We start from the raw sequence: 12,800 nt of genomic DNA, 5'->3' as shown, positions 1-12,800 counted from the left end.
CGTTCAATGCCCCGGACACGCCGAAGGGAAAGCGCTTGCTAAAAGGGCTGCCCACTACCGCCGTACGCTCCACGTGACCGAGTCCGTGAGCCCGGCCGCGATCTGCGGATCCCGGACCGACGTCGTCGGGTCGGTCACCGTCACCTTCAGCTGGTGCGCCTGCCGGTCCCACGGCGAGATGATCGCCTGCGCGACGCCCACCCAGGTGCGTCCCTCGAAGCGGCGGAGCTCACGGCCGTCCAGGTACCAGCGGATCACCGGCTGCTTGACGTCCGCGCCCGCGAGGCGGGGCACCGTCACCCGCGCCCGGTCGTGGGCGCGCAGGGTCTGCGCGGTGGGCACGGCGGCCGTGGCGATCGAGGCGTGCCGGTAGAACCCGGCGATCATCGCCTCGCGCCCGGGCAGGCTGAAGGGCTTGCCGAGGATGCGCATGATCGAGTTGTCGGTGGGGCGGAACAGCCCGGTGACGTAGTAGCCGCCGCCTTCGTACGCGCCCACCGTGCCGCCGTCGGGCGAGGTCTCGCCCAGCCAGCGGTACCACTTGGTGCGCCGCGCGGCCATCTCCGAGGCGCTCAGCACCGAGATGTTGGACTCGGCGACCTCGGGCCCCGAGTAGTGCTCGTAGCCGGGCGTGCCCGGGTAGAAGTACTCGTCCGCGAGCTTGCCCAGCGAGTGGCCGGTCTCGTGGATGGCGACCTGGCCGGACTTGGCGTTGTCGGCCGACGCGGTGGAGATCCCCTCGTAACCGAGCTTCTGGCTGGGCTCGTTGTACCCGGCGCCGCCGTACTTGGCGCTGTTGGCCAGCACGATCACCAGGTCGGCCTGCGGGGCCTTGGCGACGTACGAGTCGACCTTGTCCTGGTCGACGCAGAGCAGCCGCTCGATGCCGTCGCACCAGAAGTAGGAGCCGAGCGCGGTGTTCCTCACCTCGCCCTGGGCGGGGTCGCCGGAGACGCCCGACTGCGCGGAGACGGCGTCGACGGTCCATACGTTGAACAGGTTCTGGTACGTGGTGTACGGCTCGACGCCGGTCACCTCGCCCCACTTCGCCTTGGCGTCGGCGTGGAACTTCGCCAACTGGTCGACGGTGTAGCCGTCGCCGACGATGACGACGTCGAGGCGGTCGGCGCTGGGCCCGTTGTCCACCATCTCGCTGACGTCGCCGTCGGCGTCGGCGGCCCGCCCGGAGAGCCGGGCGGCGGGTCGGCTCACCCCGGCGGCCGGGACCCGCACATGGCCGGATCCGGCGGCAACTCCCCCTTCGGGCCCGGGTATCTCGACCTCGACGCGCGGCCGGGGAGCCGGAGTGCCCGCGGCCGCGGCGGGCCCGGACAGGAGTGCCGCAACGACGGACGCGGCGAGTCCGGTCGCCGCTATGGTTCTGCGCAGACGCAAGGCTGAGCGCATGAATTCCTCCCCCAGTGACGGAAGTTAAGCAGTCGGGTAAATCTATTGAATGGCTCGCTTAAGTTAGGGGGCGCACGGGGCATGCGCAATGCCCCGGTACGAGGGAGACACGATGGACGAACCTGCCGCGATCGGCCGCCGGGTGCAGCGACTGCGTGCCGAACGGGGACTCACCCAGCGGCAGTTGGCCGAGCCCGCCTACACCCCGGCCTATGTGTCGACCCTGGAGTCCGGCAAGGTCAGGCCCTCCGAGGCGGCGCTGCGCCACCTCGCCGAGCGCCTCGGCACCACGTACGAGGAGCTGGCCACCGGCCGTCCCGCGCACCTGGCGACCGAGCTGCGGCTGGGACTCACCGACGCCCAGCGGCTGCTCGCGACCGGCGACGCGGACGAGGCGGCCGTGCGCTACCGCCAGCTGCTGACCGAGGCCGAGCTGCACGACCTGCTCCCCGAGCAGGCGGAGGCCCTGCTGGGTCTGGGCGACTGCGCCCTGGAGACCGGGGAACTGGCCGACGCGATACGGCACTTCGAGGCGTCCGAGCGCCAGCTGGTCGGCGAGCCGCTGCCGCGCCGGGCGCGGGCGATCCGGGGCCGGGCGATCGCCCACGTCCTGGCGGGCGAGCTCCGCTACGCCTGCTACCTGCTCGAATCGACCATCGACGAACTCGGCACGAGCGGCCTCAACGACCCGGAGTCGCTGGTCCTGCTCTACTCGGCGGTCATCGGCCCCTACCTGGACATGGGCGCCCAGGCGCGCGCCGCGCACGCCGCGGAGCTCGCGCTGGCGCTCGCGCCGCAGGTCTCCGACCCGGCACTGGTCGCCGGGATGCACCGGCAGGTGGCGCGCACCTTCCTCGCCGAGGGCCGCACGGCCGACGCCGACGCGTCACTGGCCAAGGCCCAGTCGGTCTACCGCCAGCTGCGCCTGCGGACCGATCTGGCGCACTGCCACTGGATGCGGGGGTACGTGTACGCCCAGGACGGCGACCTGGGCGCCGCCGAGCGGGAGTTGCGCACCGCCCGCGACATGCTGGCCGCCAAGCGGGCCGCGCTCTTCACCTGCCAGGTCGAGGTCGAGCTGGCCGACGTGCTGCGCCGCCTCGGCCGCCACGCGGAGGCCGCCTCGCTGCTCACCCCGCTCGTCGATCCGGCGCCGGAGCTGGGCGACCGGCACGGCGCGGTCCACGCGGGCGGCGCGCACCGCCTGCTCGGCCTGATCCGCGAGGAGAGCGGCGACCTGGAGGCGGCGGAGGAGCACTACGTCACGGCCCTGGGCCTGCTGGAGCGCAGCGGCGCCACGGGCGACCTGGCGGACCTGTGCCGCCTCCTCGGCGACCTGCTGCGCCGCACGGGGCGGACGGAGGCGGCGCTGGACGCGTACCGGACGGGGCTGGGGCATCGGGCGGCACCGGGGACTACGACGCTGGGGCCCGCGCCGGTGCCGCCGCGGTATTAGGGCGCCCGCGCAGGGGGCTCCGCCCCCTGTACCCAGCCGTACAGGCCTCGCCACGCCCGGAAAACTCGTTTGTTGAAACTTGAACGGAATAGGTCTACAGTCGCTCTTGTTGAACATTCAACCGACCGCCCCGAAGGAGCAGCAGCCATGGGAATCTTCGCCCGCAAGAGCAACGACACGACCACGACCATCGCCCCCGTCGACCCGGCCCTCGCCGCCCTGACCGGCACGTACACCATCGACCCGGCGCACAGCAGCATCGGCTTCACCGTGCGTCACGCCATGGTCACCAACGTCCGCGGCTCGTTCACCGAGCACGAGGGCACCCTCACCCTCGACGGGACCGACCCCGCCGCCTCCGCCGCCGTCATCGACGTGAAGATCGCCTCCGTCGACACCGGCATCGGCGACCGCGACAACCACCTGCGCAGCGGCGACTTCTTCGACGCCGAGCAGTTCCCGCTGATGACCTTCCGCTCCACCGAGGCCCAGCAGCTCGGCGGCGACAAGTTCCGGATCGTCGGCGACCTCACCATCAAGGACGTCACCAAGCCGCTCGCCATCGACCTGGAGTTCAACGGCTCGGCCACCGACCCCTACGGCAACCAGCGCGTGGGCTTCGAGGGCAGCGCCGACATCCTGCGCTCGGACTGGGGCCTGACCTGGAACGCGGCGCTGGAGACCGGTGGTGTCGTGGTCAGCGACAAGGTCAAGCTGACCTTCGATATCTCGGCGATCAAGGCCGCGTAACGGTAGCCGGGCAACCCCTACCAGCCGCCGCCCCCGTCGAACCCACCGCCGCCGCCGTCTCCGCCACCGCCGCCCCAGCCGCCGCCGAAGTCGGACGAGTTGAAGTCGGAGCCGGAGACGTCACCGCCGTCGTAGCTCTGGCCCGCGAAGTCGGAGCCGCCGTAGTCGGCCGCGTAGGCGGGGGTGGAGAGCATCGAGCCGAGCATCGTGCCCATGAGCAGGCCGGGCAGGATGCCGCCGCCGAAGTAGCCGCCGGCCCAGGGCCCGTACGCCGGACCCGCGTCGTAGTACGGACGGCGGCCGCCGTCGGTGTCGACCTCGCGCACCAGCGGGTCCTGGCCGTCCCGCAGACGCGTCGCGTCCGCGAGGCAGACCGGGACCTGGCGCGGGGCGCCGCCCGCCGGGGACCAGTCGGCGTCCTCGACCGAAGGGCCGTGGCGCGGGTCGAAGAAGCAGGGGGCGCGGCGCTCGGGCAGCGGCTTGTGCTCGCGCCGGGCCGCCAGCACGGCGAGCGAGAACCGCCCGTCCTCCAGGGCCTGGGTCACCCCGCGTACGTCACCGGGGTGCCGGGCCGCCGCCATCAGCGTCTTCGCGGTCTCGTACGAGTCGAGCGCGCGCTCGTAGTCGGCGCGCATGGCGTCGTCGGCGCCCGCCTCCGCCGGATGGAAGTCGAGCCGGTCGAGCTCCTCGCCGAACGCGGTGATGTCCTCGTCGACGACCACCTGGAGCCGCTGGAGCGCGGCCCGCTCCTCCTCGGCCTTCTTCTTGCGGCTGCGCCGGACCAGGGCGTACGCGCCGGCGCCGCCCGCGACGACGACCGCGCCGGTGGTGATGAGGGCGGTGGTGGAAACGCCACCCTTGTCGTTGGAGCCGCCTCCCCAGGAGGCCGGGGCGTGGCCGCGCATCGAGGGCAGGGCCTGGTCGACGAACGCGTTGAGCTGGGTCGACGCGTCCGTGGCGGTGCCGGGGGCGCGTACGGCCGTCTTCAGGTTGTCGACGGCCTGCGGCGACATGACCTTGCGGTCGGCTCCGGCGTTGAAGGCGTCGCCGAGGCGGACGGCGTAGAGGCCGGTGACGCCGGTGTCCGTACGGAGGTTCCGCAGGAGGGTGTCCTTCGGGAACGCGGCGGTCGCGGGCAGCACGGCGACGAAGAGCGGCTTGTCGGCGTCCTTGATCTTCTTGGCCAGCGCGTCGGCCTGGGCGGCCGAGAGCTGGCCGGCGGCGCCGGGGTCGACGTAGACCGGTGCCTTCTTGAGCGCGGCGGCGACTTCGGCGACGCCGGATGCGGCGGGGGCGGCGGCCGCGGGGGCGATGGTCGCCAGCGCGGCGAGTGCGGCGGCGGAGAGTGCGAGCAAAACGCGGGACCTCATACGTCCGACGCTACCGGACTCCCCGACGAACCGGACAAACGCCCTTTAGCCCCCACCCCGCCCCTTCCCTAAACCCTCCGGGGGACCAGTTCGTCTGCGGACCGTGCTGGGTTGCTCGCGCAGTTCCCCGCGCCCCTGGATGCGCCCCTTCGGGGCACCCAGGGGGATTGCCGCGCAGCGGCATCTCAGGAGCGCGGGGAACTGCGCGACCAGCCACAGACGGCCCGCAGACGAACGAAGCGGGGTGCAGGGGCCGCAGGCCCCGCAAGGGGTCCGGGGCACCCCCCCCGGCGGCTACTCCGTCGGCTCCACCCCGGCCCGGAGCAGGCCGTACGTGTACGCGTCCTCCAGCGCTCCCCACGACGCCCCGATGATGTTCGTCGCGACGCCGACCGTCGCCCACTCCCCCGCGCCGTCCGTCGTCGTGATCAGGACCCGCGTCGTGGAGTCCGTGCCGTGGCGGCCCTCCAGGATGCGGACCTTGTAGTCGACGAGTTCCAGCTTGGCCAGCTGGGGGTAGATGCGCTCCAGGCCGACCCGCAGGGCGCGGTCGAGCGCGTTGACCGGGCCGTTGCCCTCCGCCGTCGCCACGATCCGCTCGCCCTTGGCCCACAGCTTCACCGTCGCCTCGTTGGCGTGCGTGCCGTCGGGGCGGTCCTCGACGATGGCGCGCCAGGACTCGATGCGGAAGTACTTGCGGGCCCGGCCCTCCGCCTCGGCGCGCAGGAGGAGTTCGAAGGACGCGTCCGCCGCCTCGTACGTGTAGCCCTTGAGCTCGCGCTCCTTGACCCGGGCCACGACCCGGCCGACCAGCTCGCGGTCGTCGCCGAGCTCGACGCCGAGCTCCTTGCCCTTGAGCTCGATGGAGGCGCGGCCCGCCATGTCGGAGACCAGCATCCGGATGCGGTTGCCGACCAGGCCCGGGTCGATGTGCTGGTAGAGGTCCGGGTCGACCTTGATCGCCGAGGCGTGCAGACCCGCCTTGTGCGCGAAGGCGGAGACACCCACGTACGGCTGGTGCGTCGACGGCGTCAGGTTCACCACCTCGGCGATCGCGTGCGAGATGCGCGTCATCTCAGGCAGCGCGCCCTCGGGCAGGACCTTCATGCCGTACTTCAGCTCAAGCGCCGCCACCACCGGGAACAGGTTCGCGTTGCCGACGCGCTCGCCGTAGCCGTTGGCCGTGCACTGCACGTGCGTCGCGCCCGCGTCCACCGCCGCCAGCGTGTTGGCGACGGCGCAGCCCGTGTCGTCCTGGGCGTGGATGCCGAGCCGGGCACCGGTGTCGGCGAGGACCGTGGAGACCACGGCCTGGATCTGGGCGGGCAGCATGCCGCCGTTGGTGTCGCAGAGGATGACGACGTCGGCGCCGGAGTCGCTCGCGGCCCGGACGACCGACTTGGCGTACTCGGGGTTGGCCCGGTACCCGTCGAAGAAGTGCTCGCAGTCGACGAACACCCGCCGGCCCTGCTCGCGCAGGTAGGAGACCGTGTCCCGGACCATCTCCACGTTCTCGTCCAGCGTGGTGCGCAGGGCGAGCTCGACATGGCGGTCGTGGGACTTGGCGACCAGCGTGATCACCGGCGCTCCGGACGCCAGCAGCGCCTTGACCTGCGGGTCCGTGGCCGCGCTGCCGCCCGGGCGGCGGGTCGCCCCGAACGCCACCAGCTGGGCGTTCTTGAAGTCGATCTCCTGCTTGGCGCGGGCGAAGAACTCCGTGTCGCGGGGGTTGGCCCCGGGCCAGCCGCCCTCGATGAACCCCACCCCGAAGTCGTCCAGGTGCCGGGCGATCGTCAGCTTGTCCGCGACGGTGAGGTTGATGCCCTCGCGCTGGGCGCCGTCGCGCAGCGTGGTGTCGAAGACGTGGAACGTGTCGTCGACGCGATGGCTCTCTTCAGGTGCCTCGTTGGCCGTCATGCTGGTGTGACTCCTGTCGGGTGAGTGGCTCCGGATTCTCTGGCTCCACTTGCCCCCATCATCGCGTGCGGCTCGCGTCCGGCCGTGGTGGGCCGGGAAACGAAAAAACCCCTCGCGGGTGCGAAGGGTCTGCGCGCGGGTCTGGGGCACGATGTCCGCTGCCGCGGGGGTTTGCCGCGGGTTCAGCGGTCACTGCGGACCGGCGCGCTGCTGTCCATAATCATGATGAAAGCGAGCACGGTCCTGAGTCTGCCACAGAGGCAACACGGCGTGGCCCGGGGTCTCAGGATGCGGGCACCCCGTTCCCCTGGGGCTCCGCCCCAGACCCCCGTTCAGGTGCGGGCCGGTGGTCCGCTGTGCCCACCCGTTCCGCCCCAGCGGAACTGCTGCCCACAGCGGACGGCAACAGTTCAGCAGGGGCAGAGACACGATTCAGGTCGATCGTTCGTGTCTCCCTCATCGTCAGGTACACCACCAGCGACACCGCCGCGCAGCCCGCCACGTACCAGTAGAAGCCGGACTCCATGTCCGCCTTCTTGAACCAGAGCGCCACGTACTCCGCCGTGCCGCCGAACAGGGCGTTGGCGATGGCGTACGGGAGGGCCACTCCCAGGGCGCGGATGCCCGTCGGGAACAGTTCCGCCTTCACGCAGGCGTTGATGGACGTGTAGCCCGTCACCACCACCAGGGCGAGCAGGGCCAGGCCGAAGGCCGGCCAGAACGTGCCCGCGTGCTTGAGCATCGTCATGATCGGCACGGTCAGGAACGTCGAGCCGACCGCGAACGTGATCAGCAGCGGACGACGGCCGATCCGGTCGGACAGCATGCCCGCCAGCGGCTGGAGGCACATGAAGACGAACAGCGCGCAGAACGACACCAGCGACGCCGTCGGCTTCGGCATGCCCGCGCTCTTGGAGAGGAACTTCGTCAGATACGTGGTGTACGTGTAGTACGCGACCGTGCCGCCCATCGTCAGCGCGATGACCAGGAACGCCTCCCTGCGGTGGCCCCACAGCGCCTTCAGCGTGCCCCGGTCCTCGTCGAGCGCCGCGCCGGACTCCTCGTACACCTCGGTCTCCAGCATGTTGCGCCGGAGGTAGAAGACGATCGCCGCGCCGAGCGCGCCCACGATGAACGGGATCCGCCAACCCCAGCTGTGCAGCGCATGCTCGGACATCGTGTGCTGCATGACGATCAGGAGGCCGAGGCCGACGAGCTGGCCCGCGGTCATCGACACGTACTGGAAGCTGGAGGCGAAGCCGCGGCGGCGGGGGTCCGACGCCTCGGTCAAGTAGGTCGCGCTCGCCGCGTACTCGCCTCCCACCGACAGGCCCTGGAGGAGTCGGGCGACCAGCAGGACCGCCACTCCGCCGTACCCGGCCACCCCGTACGTCGGCGCCACCGCGATCAGGATCGCCGAGGCGGACATCAGGGTGACGGTGAGGGTCAGCGCCGCCTTGCGGCCGCGCCGGTCGCCGATGCGGCCGAGCAGCCAGCCGCCGACCGGCCGCATGAAGAAGCCGACGGCGAAGATCCCCATCGTGTTCATCAGGTTCGCGGTGTCGTTCCCCTTCGGGAAGAACGCGTCCGCGAAGTACACCGCGAACGTGGCGTACACGAACCAGTCGAACCACTCGACCATGTTCCCGGCCGAGCCGACCCAGATCTTCTTCCACTGCTCTCGTCCCATGGAAGATCACGGTGGCCCAGCTCGATCCGGCCGACAAGGCTTGCGGACGCAACGATAAGGCGTACTTGCGTACGTTGTGTTCAGGGACCGGTCAGCGACTCGTCCACGAACTCCCTCACGTGGTCGAGCACTTGGGGCCGTCCGGTGCCCGGTATGCCGACCGCCACGTGCACGCTGAAGCCGTCGAGCAGCGCGCGCAGCCGGGCCGCGAAGCGGTCGGCGTCGACCGGGCGGAACTCGCCGCGCGAGACGCCCTCCGCGATGATCGCGACCAGGTCGCGGTGCCAGGCGCCCTCGATGGCGGCCTGGCGGGCGCGGGCGGCAGCGTCGGTGGCAGCGCTCTGCGAGCGGTTCCAGACCTCCAGCCACAGGATCCAGTGCGGGTCGCGGGCGCCGTCCGGCACGTACAGGTCGACGTAGGCGTCCAGGCGTTCGCGGACCGTGCCCGGCGCGGAGAGCAGGGCACGGCGCTCGCCGCCGAGGCGGCCCTCGCTCCACTCCAGGGTCTCCAGGAGCAGCTCGTCCTTGCTGCGGAAGTAGTAGAGGAGGTGGCCGCTGGACATGCCGACCTCGCGGCCGAGCCCGGCCATGGTCAACCCGTCCAGGCCGCGCTCCGCGATGGTGGCCATGGCGGCGGCCAGCACCTCCTCGCGCGGCGGCGCGTTCTTGCGCGCGCGGGCCGGACCGGCCATGTCCTCTTCCTCCTGGATCACACCCCGGCTGATCACACCCTGGGCTGCTGCTGGGTGATGCAGTGGATGCCACCGCCCCCAGCGAAGATCGTACGTGCGTCGACGAGGGTGACGGTCCGCTCGGGGAAGAGACGGCGGAAGATGCCCGCCGCGTTCTCGTCCCTCGGGTCGTCGAAGCCGCACAGGACGACGCCGCCGTTGCAGAGGTAGTGGTTGATATACGAGTAGTCGACCCAGCCGTGGTCGTCGGTGAGGACGGTCGGGGCGGGGACCTCCACGACCTCGATGCCGCGGCCCCGGGCGTCGGTCTGGCTCCGCAGCAGCGCCACGTTCTCCTTGCACACCTCGTGGTCGGGGTGGGCCGGGTCCGGCTGGGTGTGGGCGACGACCACGCCGGGGCGGGCGAACGCGGCGACGATGTCGACGTGGCCCAGCGTGCCGTAGCCGTGCGGGGGGTAGTCGGCGGTCAGGCCGCGCGGCAGCCAGATCGCCTTGCGGGTGCCGAGCATCCCGTGGATCTCCGCCTCGACCTGCTCGCGGGTCCAGCCGGGGTTGCGCTCGGGCCCGAGCTGCACGGACTCGGTGAGCAGCACCGTGCCCTCGCCGTCGACGTGGATCGCCCCGCCCTCGTTGACCAGGCGGGAGGTGTACGTACGGGCCCCGGCGAGGTCCGAGACGTACGCGCCGATCTTGGCGTCGTGCTCCCAGCGGGCCCAGTCCTGGGCGCCCCAGCCGTTGAACGTCCAGTCCACGGCGGCGAGTTCGGTGCCGTTGGTCAGGAAGGTGGGGCCGATGTCGCGCATCCAGGCGTCGTCGAGCTCGCGCTCCACGAGGTCGATGTCCGGGCCGAGCAGGGCGGCCGCCGCCGCGCTCTGGCCGGGGCCGCAGACGACGGTGACCGGCTCGAAGCGGCGCACGGCGCGGGCGACGGAGGCCCAGGCGGCGCGGGACTCGGCGAGCTCCGCCTCGTTCGGGAAGGTGACGTTGGGGCCCGGCCACGCCATCCAGGTGCGCTCGTGCGGGGCCCACTCGGCGGGCATGCGGAAGCCGTCGGCGGCAGCAGACATCAGGCGGGTCCTTACAGGAAGTAGAGGCGGTTGAGGGAGACGGAGTCGGCGGGCTCGGAGCGCAGCGGGTCGCCGTCGAGAGTGACCAGACCGGTGCGGCCGTCCACGTCGACGGCTCCGGTGCGGGAGTTGAACACCAGGTCGGCGGGGCCGATGCCACGGGTGCCGCGCACGGCGACCCGGCGCCGGCGGGTGGGCATCAGATCGCTCCCCTGGTCGAGGGCGGCGCGGGCCACGAAGGCGACGGAGAGCTCGGCGGGGGTCGCCCCGTGGGCGCCGAAGAGCGGGCCGAGGACGAGGGGTTCGCAGGTGTCGGTGGCCGCGTTGGGATCGCCCGTGACGCCCCAGGCGGGGAAGCCGGACTTGAGCACCATCTGCGGCTTGGCGCCGAAGTAGGCGGGCCGCCACAGCACGAGGTCGGCCAGCTTGCCGACCTCGATGGAGCCGATCTCGTGGGCCAGGCCGTGGGCGATGGCGGGGTTGATGGTGAGCTTGGCGATGTAGCGCAGCACGCGCGCGTTGTCGTCGCCCTCGCCGTCGCCCTCCAGGGGCCCGAGCTCGGCCTTCATCTTCCCGGCCATGGCGAAGGTGCGGCGCACGGTCTCGCCCGCGCGGCCCATGCCCTGGGCGTCGGAGGAGGTGATGCCGATCGCGCCCAGGTCGTGCAGCACGTCCTCGGCGCCCATCGTCCCGGCCCGGATGCGGTCGCGGGCCATGGCGGCGTCGCCGGGCAGGTCGGGCTTGAGGCCGTGGACGGAGACGATCATCCCGTAGTGCTCGGCGACCGCGTCCCGGCCGAACGGCAGGGTCGGGTTGGTGGAGGAGCCGATGACGTTCGGCACGCCCGCCATCTTCAGGACGTTGGGGACGTGGCCGCCGCCGCAGCCCTCGATGTGGAAGGCGTGGATCGTACGGCCGTCGAGGACGCGCAGGGTGTCCTCGACCGACAGGCACTCGTTCAGACCGTCGCTGTGCAGCGCGACCTGGACGTCGTGCTCCTCGGCGACCCGCAGCGCCGTGTCCAGGGCGCGGGTGTGCGCGCCCATGTCCTCGTGCACCTTGAATCCGCAGGCGCCGCCCTCGGCGAGCGCCTCCACCAGCGGGGCGCCGCCGGAGGACGAACCCCGGCCCAGGAAGCCGATGTTGACGGGCCAGGCGTCGAAGGCGGCGAACGCGTTGCGCAGCGCCCAGGGCGAGTTGACGCCGACGCCCCACACCGGGCCGAACTCCTGGCCGATGAGCGTGGTGACGCCGGAGGAGAGCGAGGCCTCCATGATGCGCGGCGAGAGCAGATGGACGTGGGTGTCGACGGCTCCGGCGGTGGCGATGAGCCCCTCGCCGGAGACGATGCTGGTCCCGGTGCCGACGACGACGTCCACGCCGTCGAGGGTGTCCGGGTTCCCGGCCCGCCCGATGGCGTGGATACGGCCCTCGCGGATGCCGATGGAGACCTTGCGGATGCCCTGTACCGCGTCGATCACCACGACGTTGCTGATCACGACGTCACAGGTCTCGCGGACGGCGGCGGCCTTCAGGTGCAGCCCGTCCCGGGCGGTCTTGCCGAACCCGGCGAGGAACTCGTCCCCCGGGTGCTGCGAGTCGGACTCGACGCGGACGACGAGTCCCGAGTCGCCGAGCCGGATCCGGTCGCCCGCGCGGGGCCCGAAGACGGCCGCGTACTCGTCCGGGTCGATGTGCCGGCTGCCGGGCGCGCAGTGGTCGCTGTGCCGGGTCTGCTTGCTCATGCGGGGGTCCCTTCCGAGGTGCCGGCGCCCAGATAGCCGCAGGCGGCGGCCCTGCGCAGGGCCTCCTCCTTGGCGCCGGGCGCGTCCAGGGGCCCGTCGACGAGCCCGGCGAAGCCGATGGCGATCCGCGCGCCGCCGATCGGGACGAGCCCGACCTCGCCCTCGCCGCCCGGGTCGAACCGGACCGACGACCCGGCCGGGACGCACAGCCGCATCCCGTACGCGGCGGCGCGGTCGAAGTCGAGGCGCGGGTTGGCCTCGAAGAAGTGGAAGTGCGAGGTCACGCTGACCGGGACGGCCGCGGTGTTGCGCACGGCGAGCCGGACGGCGGGCTGCTGTTCGGGGCCCTCGGGCCCGGGCAGGACGGCGCCGGGCGCGTCCTCGCCGAGCCCGGCGGCGCCGTGGATGGGCGCCGGGACCACCGCGAGCCGCGAACCGTCGTCGAAGACGGCCTCGACGTGCACCTCGGTGACCACGTCCGCGACGCCCGGCAGGACGTCGTCGGGCCCGAGCACCGAGCGGGCCGCCTCGATCGCCTCGGCGAGCCGCCGCCCGTCGCGGGCCGCCTCGCAGACGGTGTCCGCGATCAGCGCGGTCGCCTCGGGCACGTTCAGCCGCAGCCCTCGGGCCCGGCGGGCCCGCGCGAGCTCGGCGGCACCGAAGAGCAGCAGCCGGTCACGTTCCGTGGGGGTAAGTCGCACGCCAG

At 72.2% G+C, this 12,800-nt stretch carries 10 protein-coding genes; 2 read left to right on the top strand and 8 right to left on the bottom strand.

Annotated features, from left to right (window positions below):
• Positions 1–54: 54 nt before the first annotated feature.
• Positions 55–1,407, bottom strand: coding sequence for a M64 family metallopeptidase (locus IE252_RS21165; protein ID WP_190091014.1), 1,353 nt, complete (start codon positions 1,405–1,407; stop codon positions 55–57).
• Positions 1,408–1,519: 112 nt separating this feature from the next.
• On the opposite strand from IE252_RS21165, the gene IE252_RS21160 reads away from it, so the two are divergent.
• Together IE252_RS21160 and IE252_RS21155 are read left to right on the top strand one after the other, a co-directional pair.
• Positions 1,520–2,863, top strand: coding sequence for a helix-turn-helix domain-containing protein (locus tag IE252_RS21160; protein ID WP_190091013.1), 1,344 nt, complete (start codon positions 1,520–1,522; stop codon positions 2,861–2,863).
• Positions 2,864–3,010: 147 nt separating this feature from the next.
• Positions 3,011–3,613 carry a YceI family protein gene (locus IE252_RS21155; RefSeq protein WP_190091012.1) on the top strand — a complete coding sequence of 201 codons (603 nt, stop codon included), beginning with the start codon at positions 3,011–3,013 and terminating at the stop codon, positions 3,611–3,613.
• A 17-nt stretch (positions 3,614–3,630) separates the two neighbouring features.
• Here the strand turns inward: IE252_RS21155 and IE252_RS21150 are convergent, their stop codons facing one another.
• The 7 genes from IE252_RS21150 to ureA all read right to left on the bottom strand — a co-directional run bounded on the left by IE252_RS21150 (position 3,631) and on the right by ureA (position 12,795).
• Positions 3,631–4,983, bottom strand: a complete 1,353-nt coding sequence (locus IE252_RS21150; RefSeq protein ID WP_190091011.1) for a hypothetical protein — start codon at positions 4,981–4,983, stop codon at positions 3,631–3,633.
• 294 nt (positions 4,984–5,277) lie between these two features.
• Entirely contained in the window at positions 5,278–6,900 is a 1,623-nt protein-coding gene (gene cimA, locus IE252_RS21145) for a citramalate synthase (protein ID WP_190091010.1), read from the bottom strand.
• A gap of 283 nt (positions 6,901–7,183) precedes the next feature.
• Positions 7,184–8,590, bottom strand: a complete 1,407-nt coding sequence (locus IE252_RS21140) for an MFS transporter (RefSeq protein WP_190091009.1) — start codon at positions 8,588–8,590, stop codon at positions 7,184–7,186.
• A gap of 80 nt (positions 8,591–8,670) precedes the next feature.
• Positions 8,671–9,282 carry a TetR/AcrR family transcriptional regulator gene (locus IE252_RS21135; protein WP_190091119.1) on the bottom strand — a complete coding sequence of 204 codons (612 nt, stop codon included), beginning with the start codon at positions 9,280–9,282 and terminating at the stop codon, positions 8,671–8,673.
• Between the two features lie 32 nt (positions 9,283–9,314).
• Positions 9,315–10,349, bottom strand: coding sequence for an agmatine deiminase family protein (locus tag IE252_RS21130; protein ID WP_190091008.1), 1,035 nt, complete (start codon positions 10,347–10,349; stop codon positions 9,315–9,317).
• A gap of 11 nt (positions 10,350–10,360) precedes the next feature.
• Positions 10,361–12,094: an urease subunit alpha gene (locus IE252_RS21125; RefSeq protein WP_190091007.1), complete on the bottom strand. Its 1,734-nt coding sequence runs from the start codon at positions 12,092–12,094 to the stop codon at positions 10,361–10,363.
• Positions 12,091–12,795, bottom strand: a complete 705-nt coding sequence (ureA, locus tag IE252_RS21120) for an urease subunit gamma (protein ID WP_190091006.1) — start codon at positions 12,793–12,795, stop codon at positions 12,091–12,093. The genes IE252_RS21125 and ureA overlap by 4 nt, the downstream gene beginning before the upstream one ends.
• Between the last annotated feature and the right edge of the window lie 5 nt (positions 12,796–12,800).

The sequence above is a fragment of the Streptomyces melanogenes genome (assembly GCF_014649795.1).
GTDB classification, from domain to species: Bacteria; Actinomycetota; Actinomycetes; order Streptomycetales; family Streptomycetaceae; genus Streptomyces; species Streptomyces noboritoensis.
This window is presented reverse-complemented; position numbering and strand designations above follow the sequence as displayed.

Excerpts from the sequence above, each read along its gene's own strand:
- cimA (WP_190091010.1), bottom strand. The coding sequence starts at position 6,900 with ATGACGGCCAACGAGGCACCTGAAGAGAGCCATCGCGTCGACGACACG.
- IE252_RS21140 (WP_190091009.1), bottom strand. The coding sequence starts at position 8,590 with ATGGGACGAGAGCAGTGGAAGAAGATCTGGGTCGGCTCGGCCGGGAAC.
- IE252_RS21150 (WP_190091011.1), bottom strand. The coding sequence starts at position 4,983 with ATGAGGTCCCGCGTTTTGCTCGCACTCTCCGCCGCCGCACTCGCCGCG.
- IE252_RS21160 (WP_190091013.1), top strand. The coding sequence starts at position 1,520 with ATGGACGAACCTGCCGCGATCGGCCGCCGGGTGCAGCGACTGCGTGCC.
- IE252_RS21130 (WP_190091008.1), bottom strand. The coding sequence starts at position 10,349 with ATGTCTGCTGCCGCCGACGGCTTCCGCATGCCCGCCGAGTGGGCCCCG.
- IE252_RS21155 (WP_190091012.1), top strand. The coding sequence starts at position 3,011 with ATGGGAATCTTCGCCCGCAAGAGCAACGACACGACCACGACCATCGCC.
- IE252_RS21135 (WP_190091119.1), bottom strand. The coding sequence starts at position 9,282 with ATGGCCGGTCCGGCCCGCGCGCGCAAGAACGCGCCGCCGCGCGAGGAG.
- IE252_RS21165 (WP_190091014.1), bottom strand. The coding sequence starts at position 1,407 with ATGCGCTCAGCCTTGCGTCTGCGCAGAACCATAGCGGCGACCGGACTC.
- IE252_RS21125 (WP_190091007.1), bottom strand. The coding sequence starts at position 12,094 with ATGAGCAAGCAGACCCGGCACAGCGACCACTGCGCGCCCGGCAGCCGG.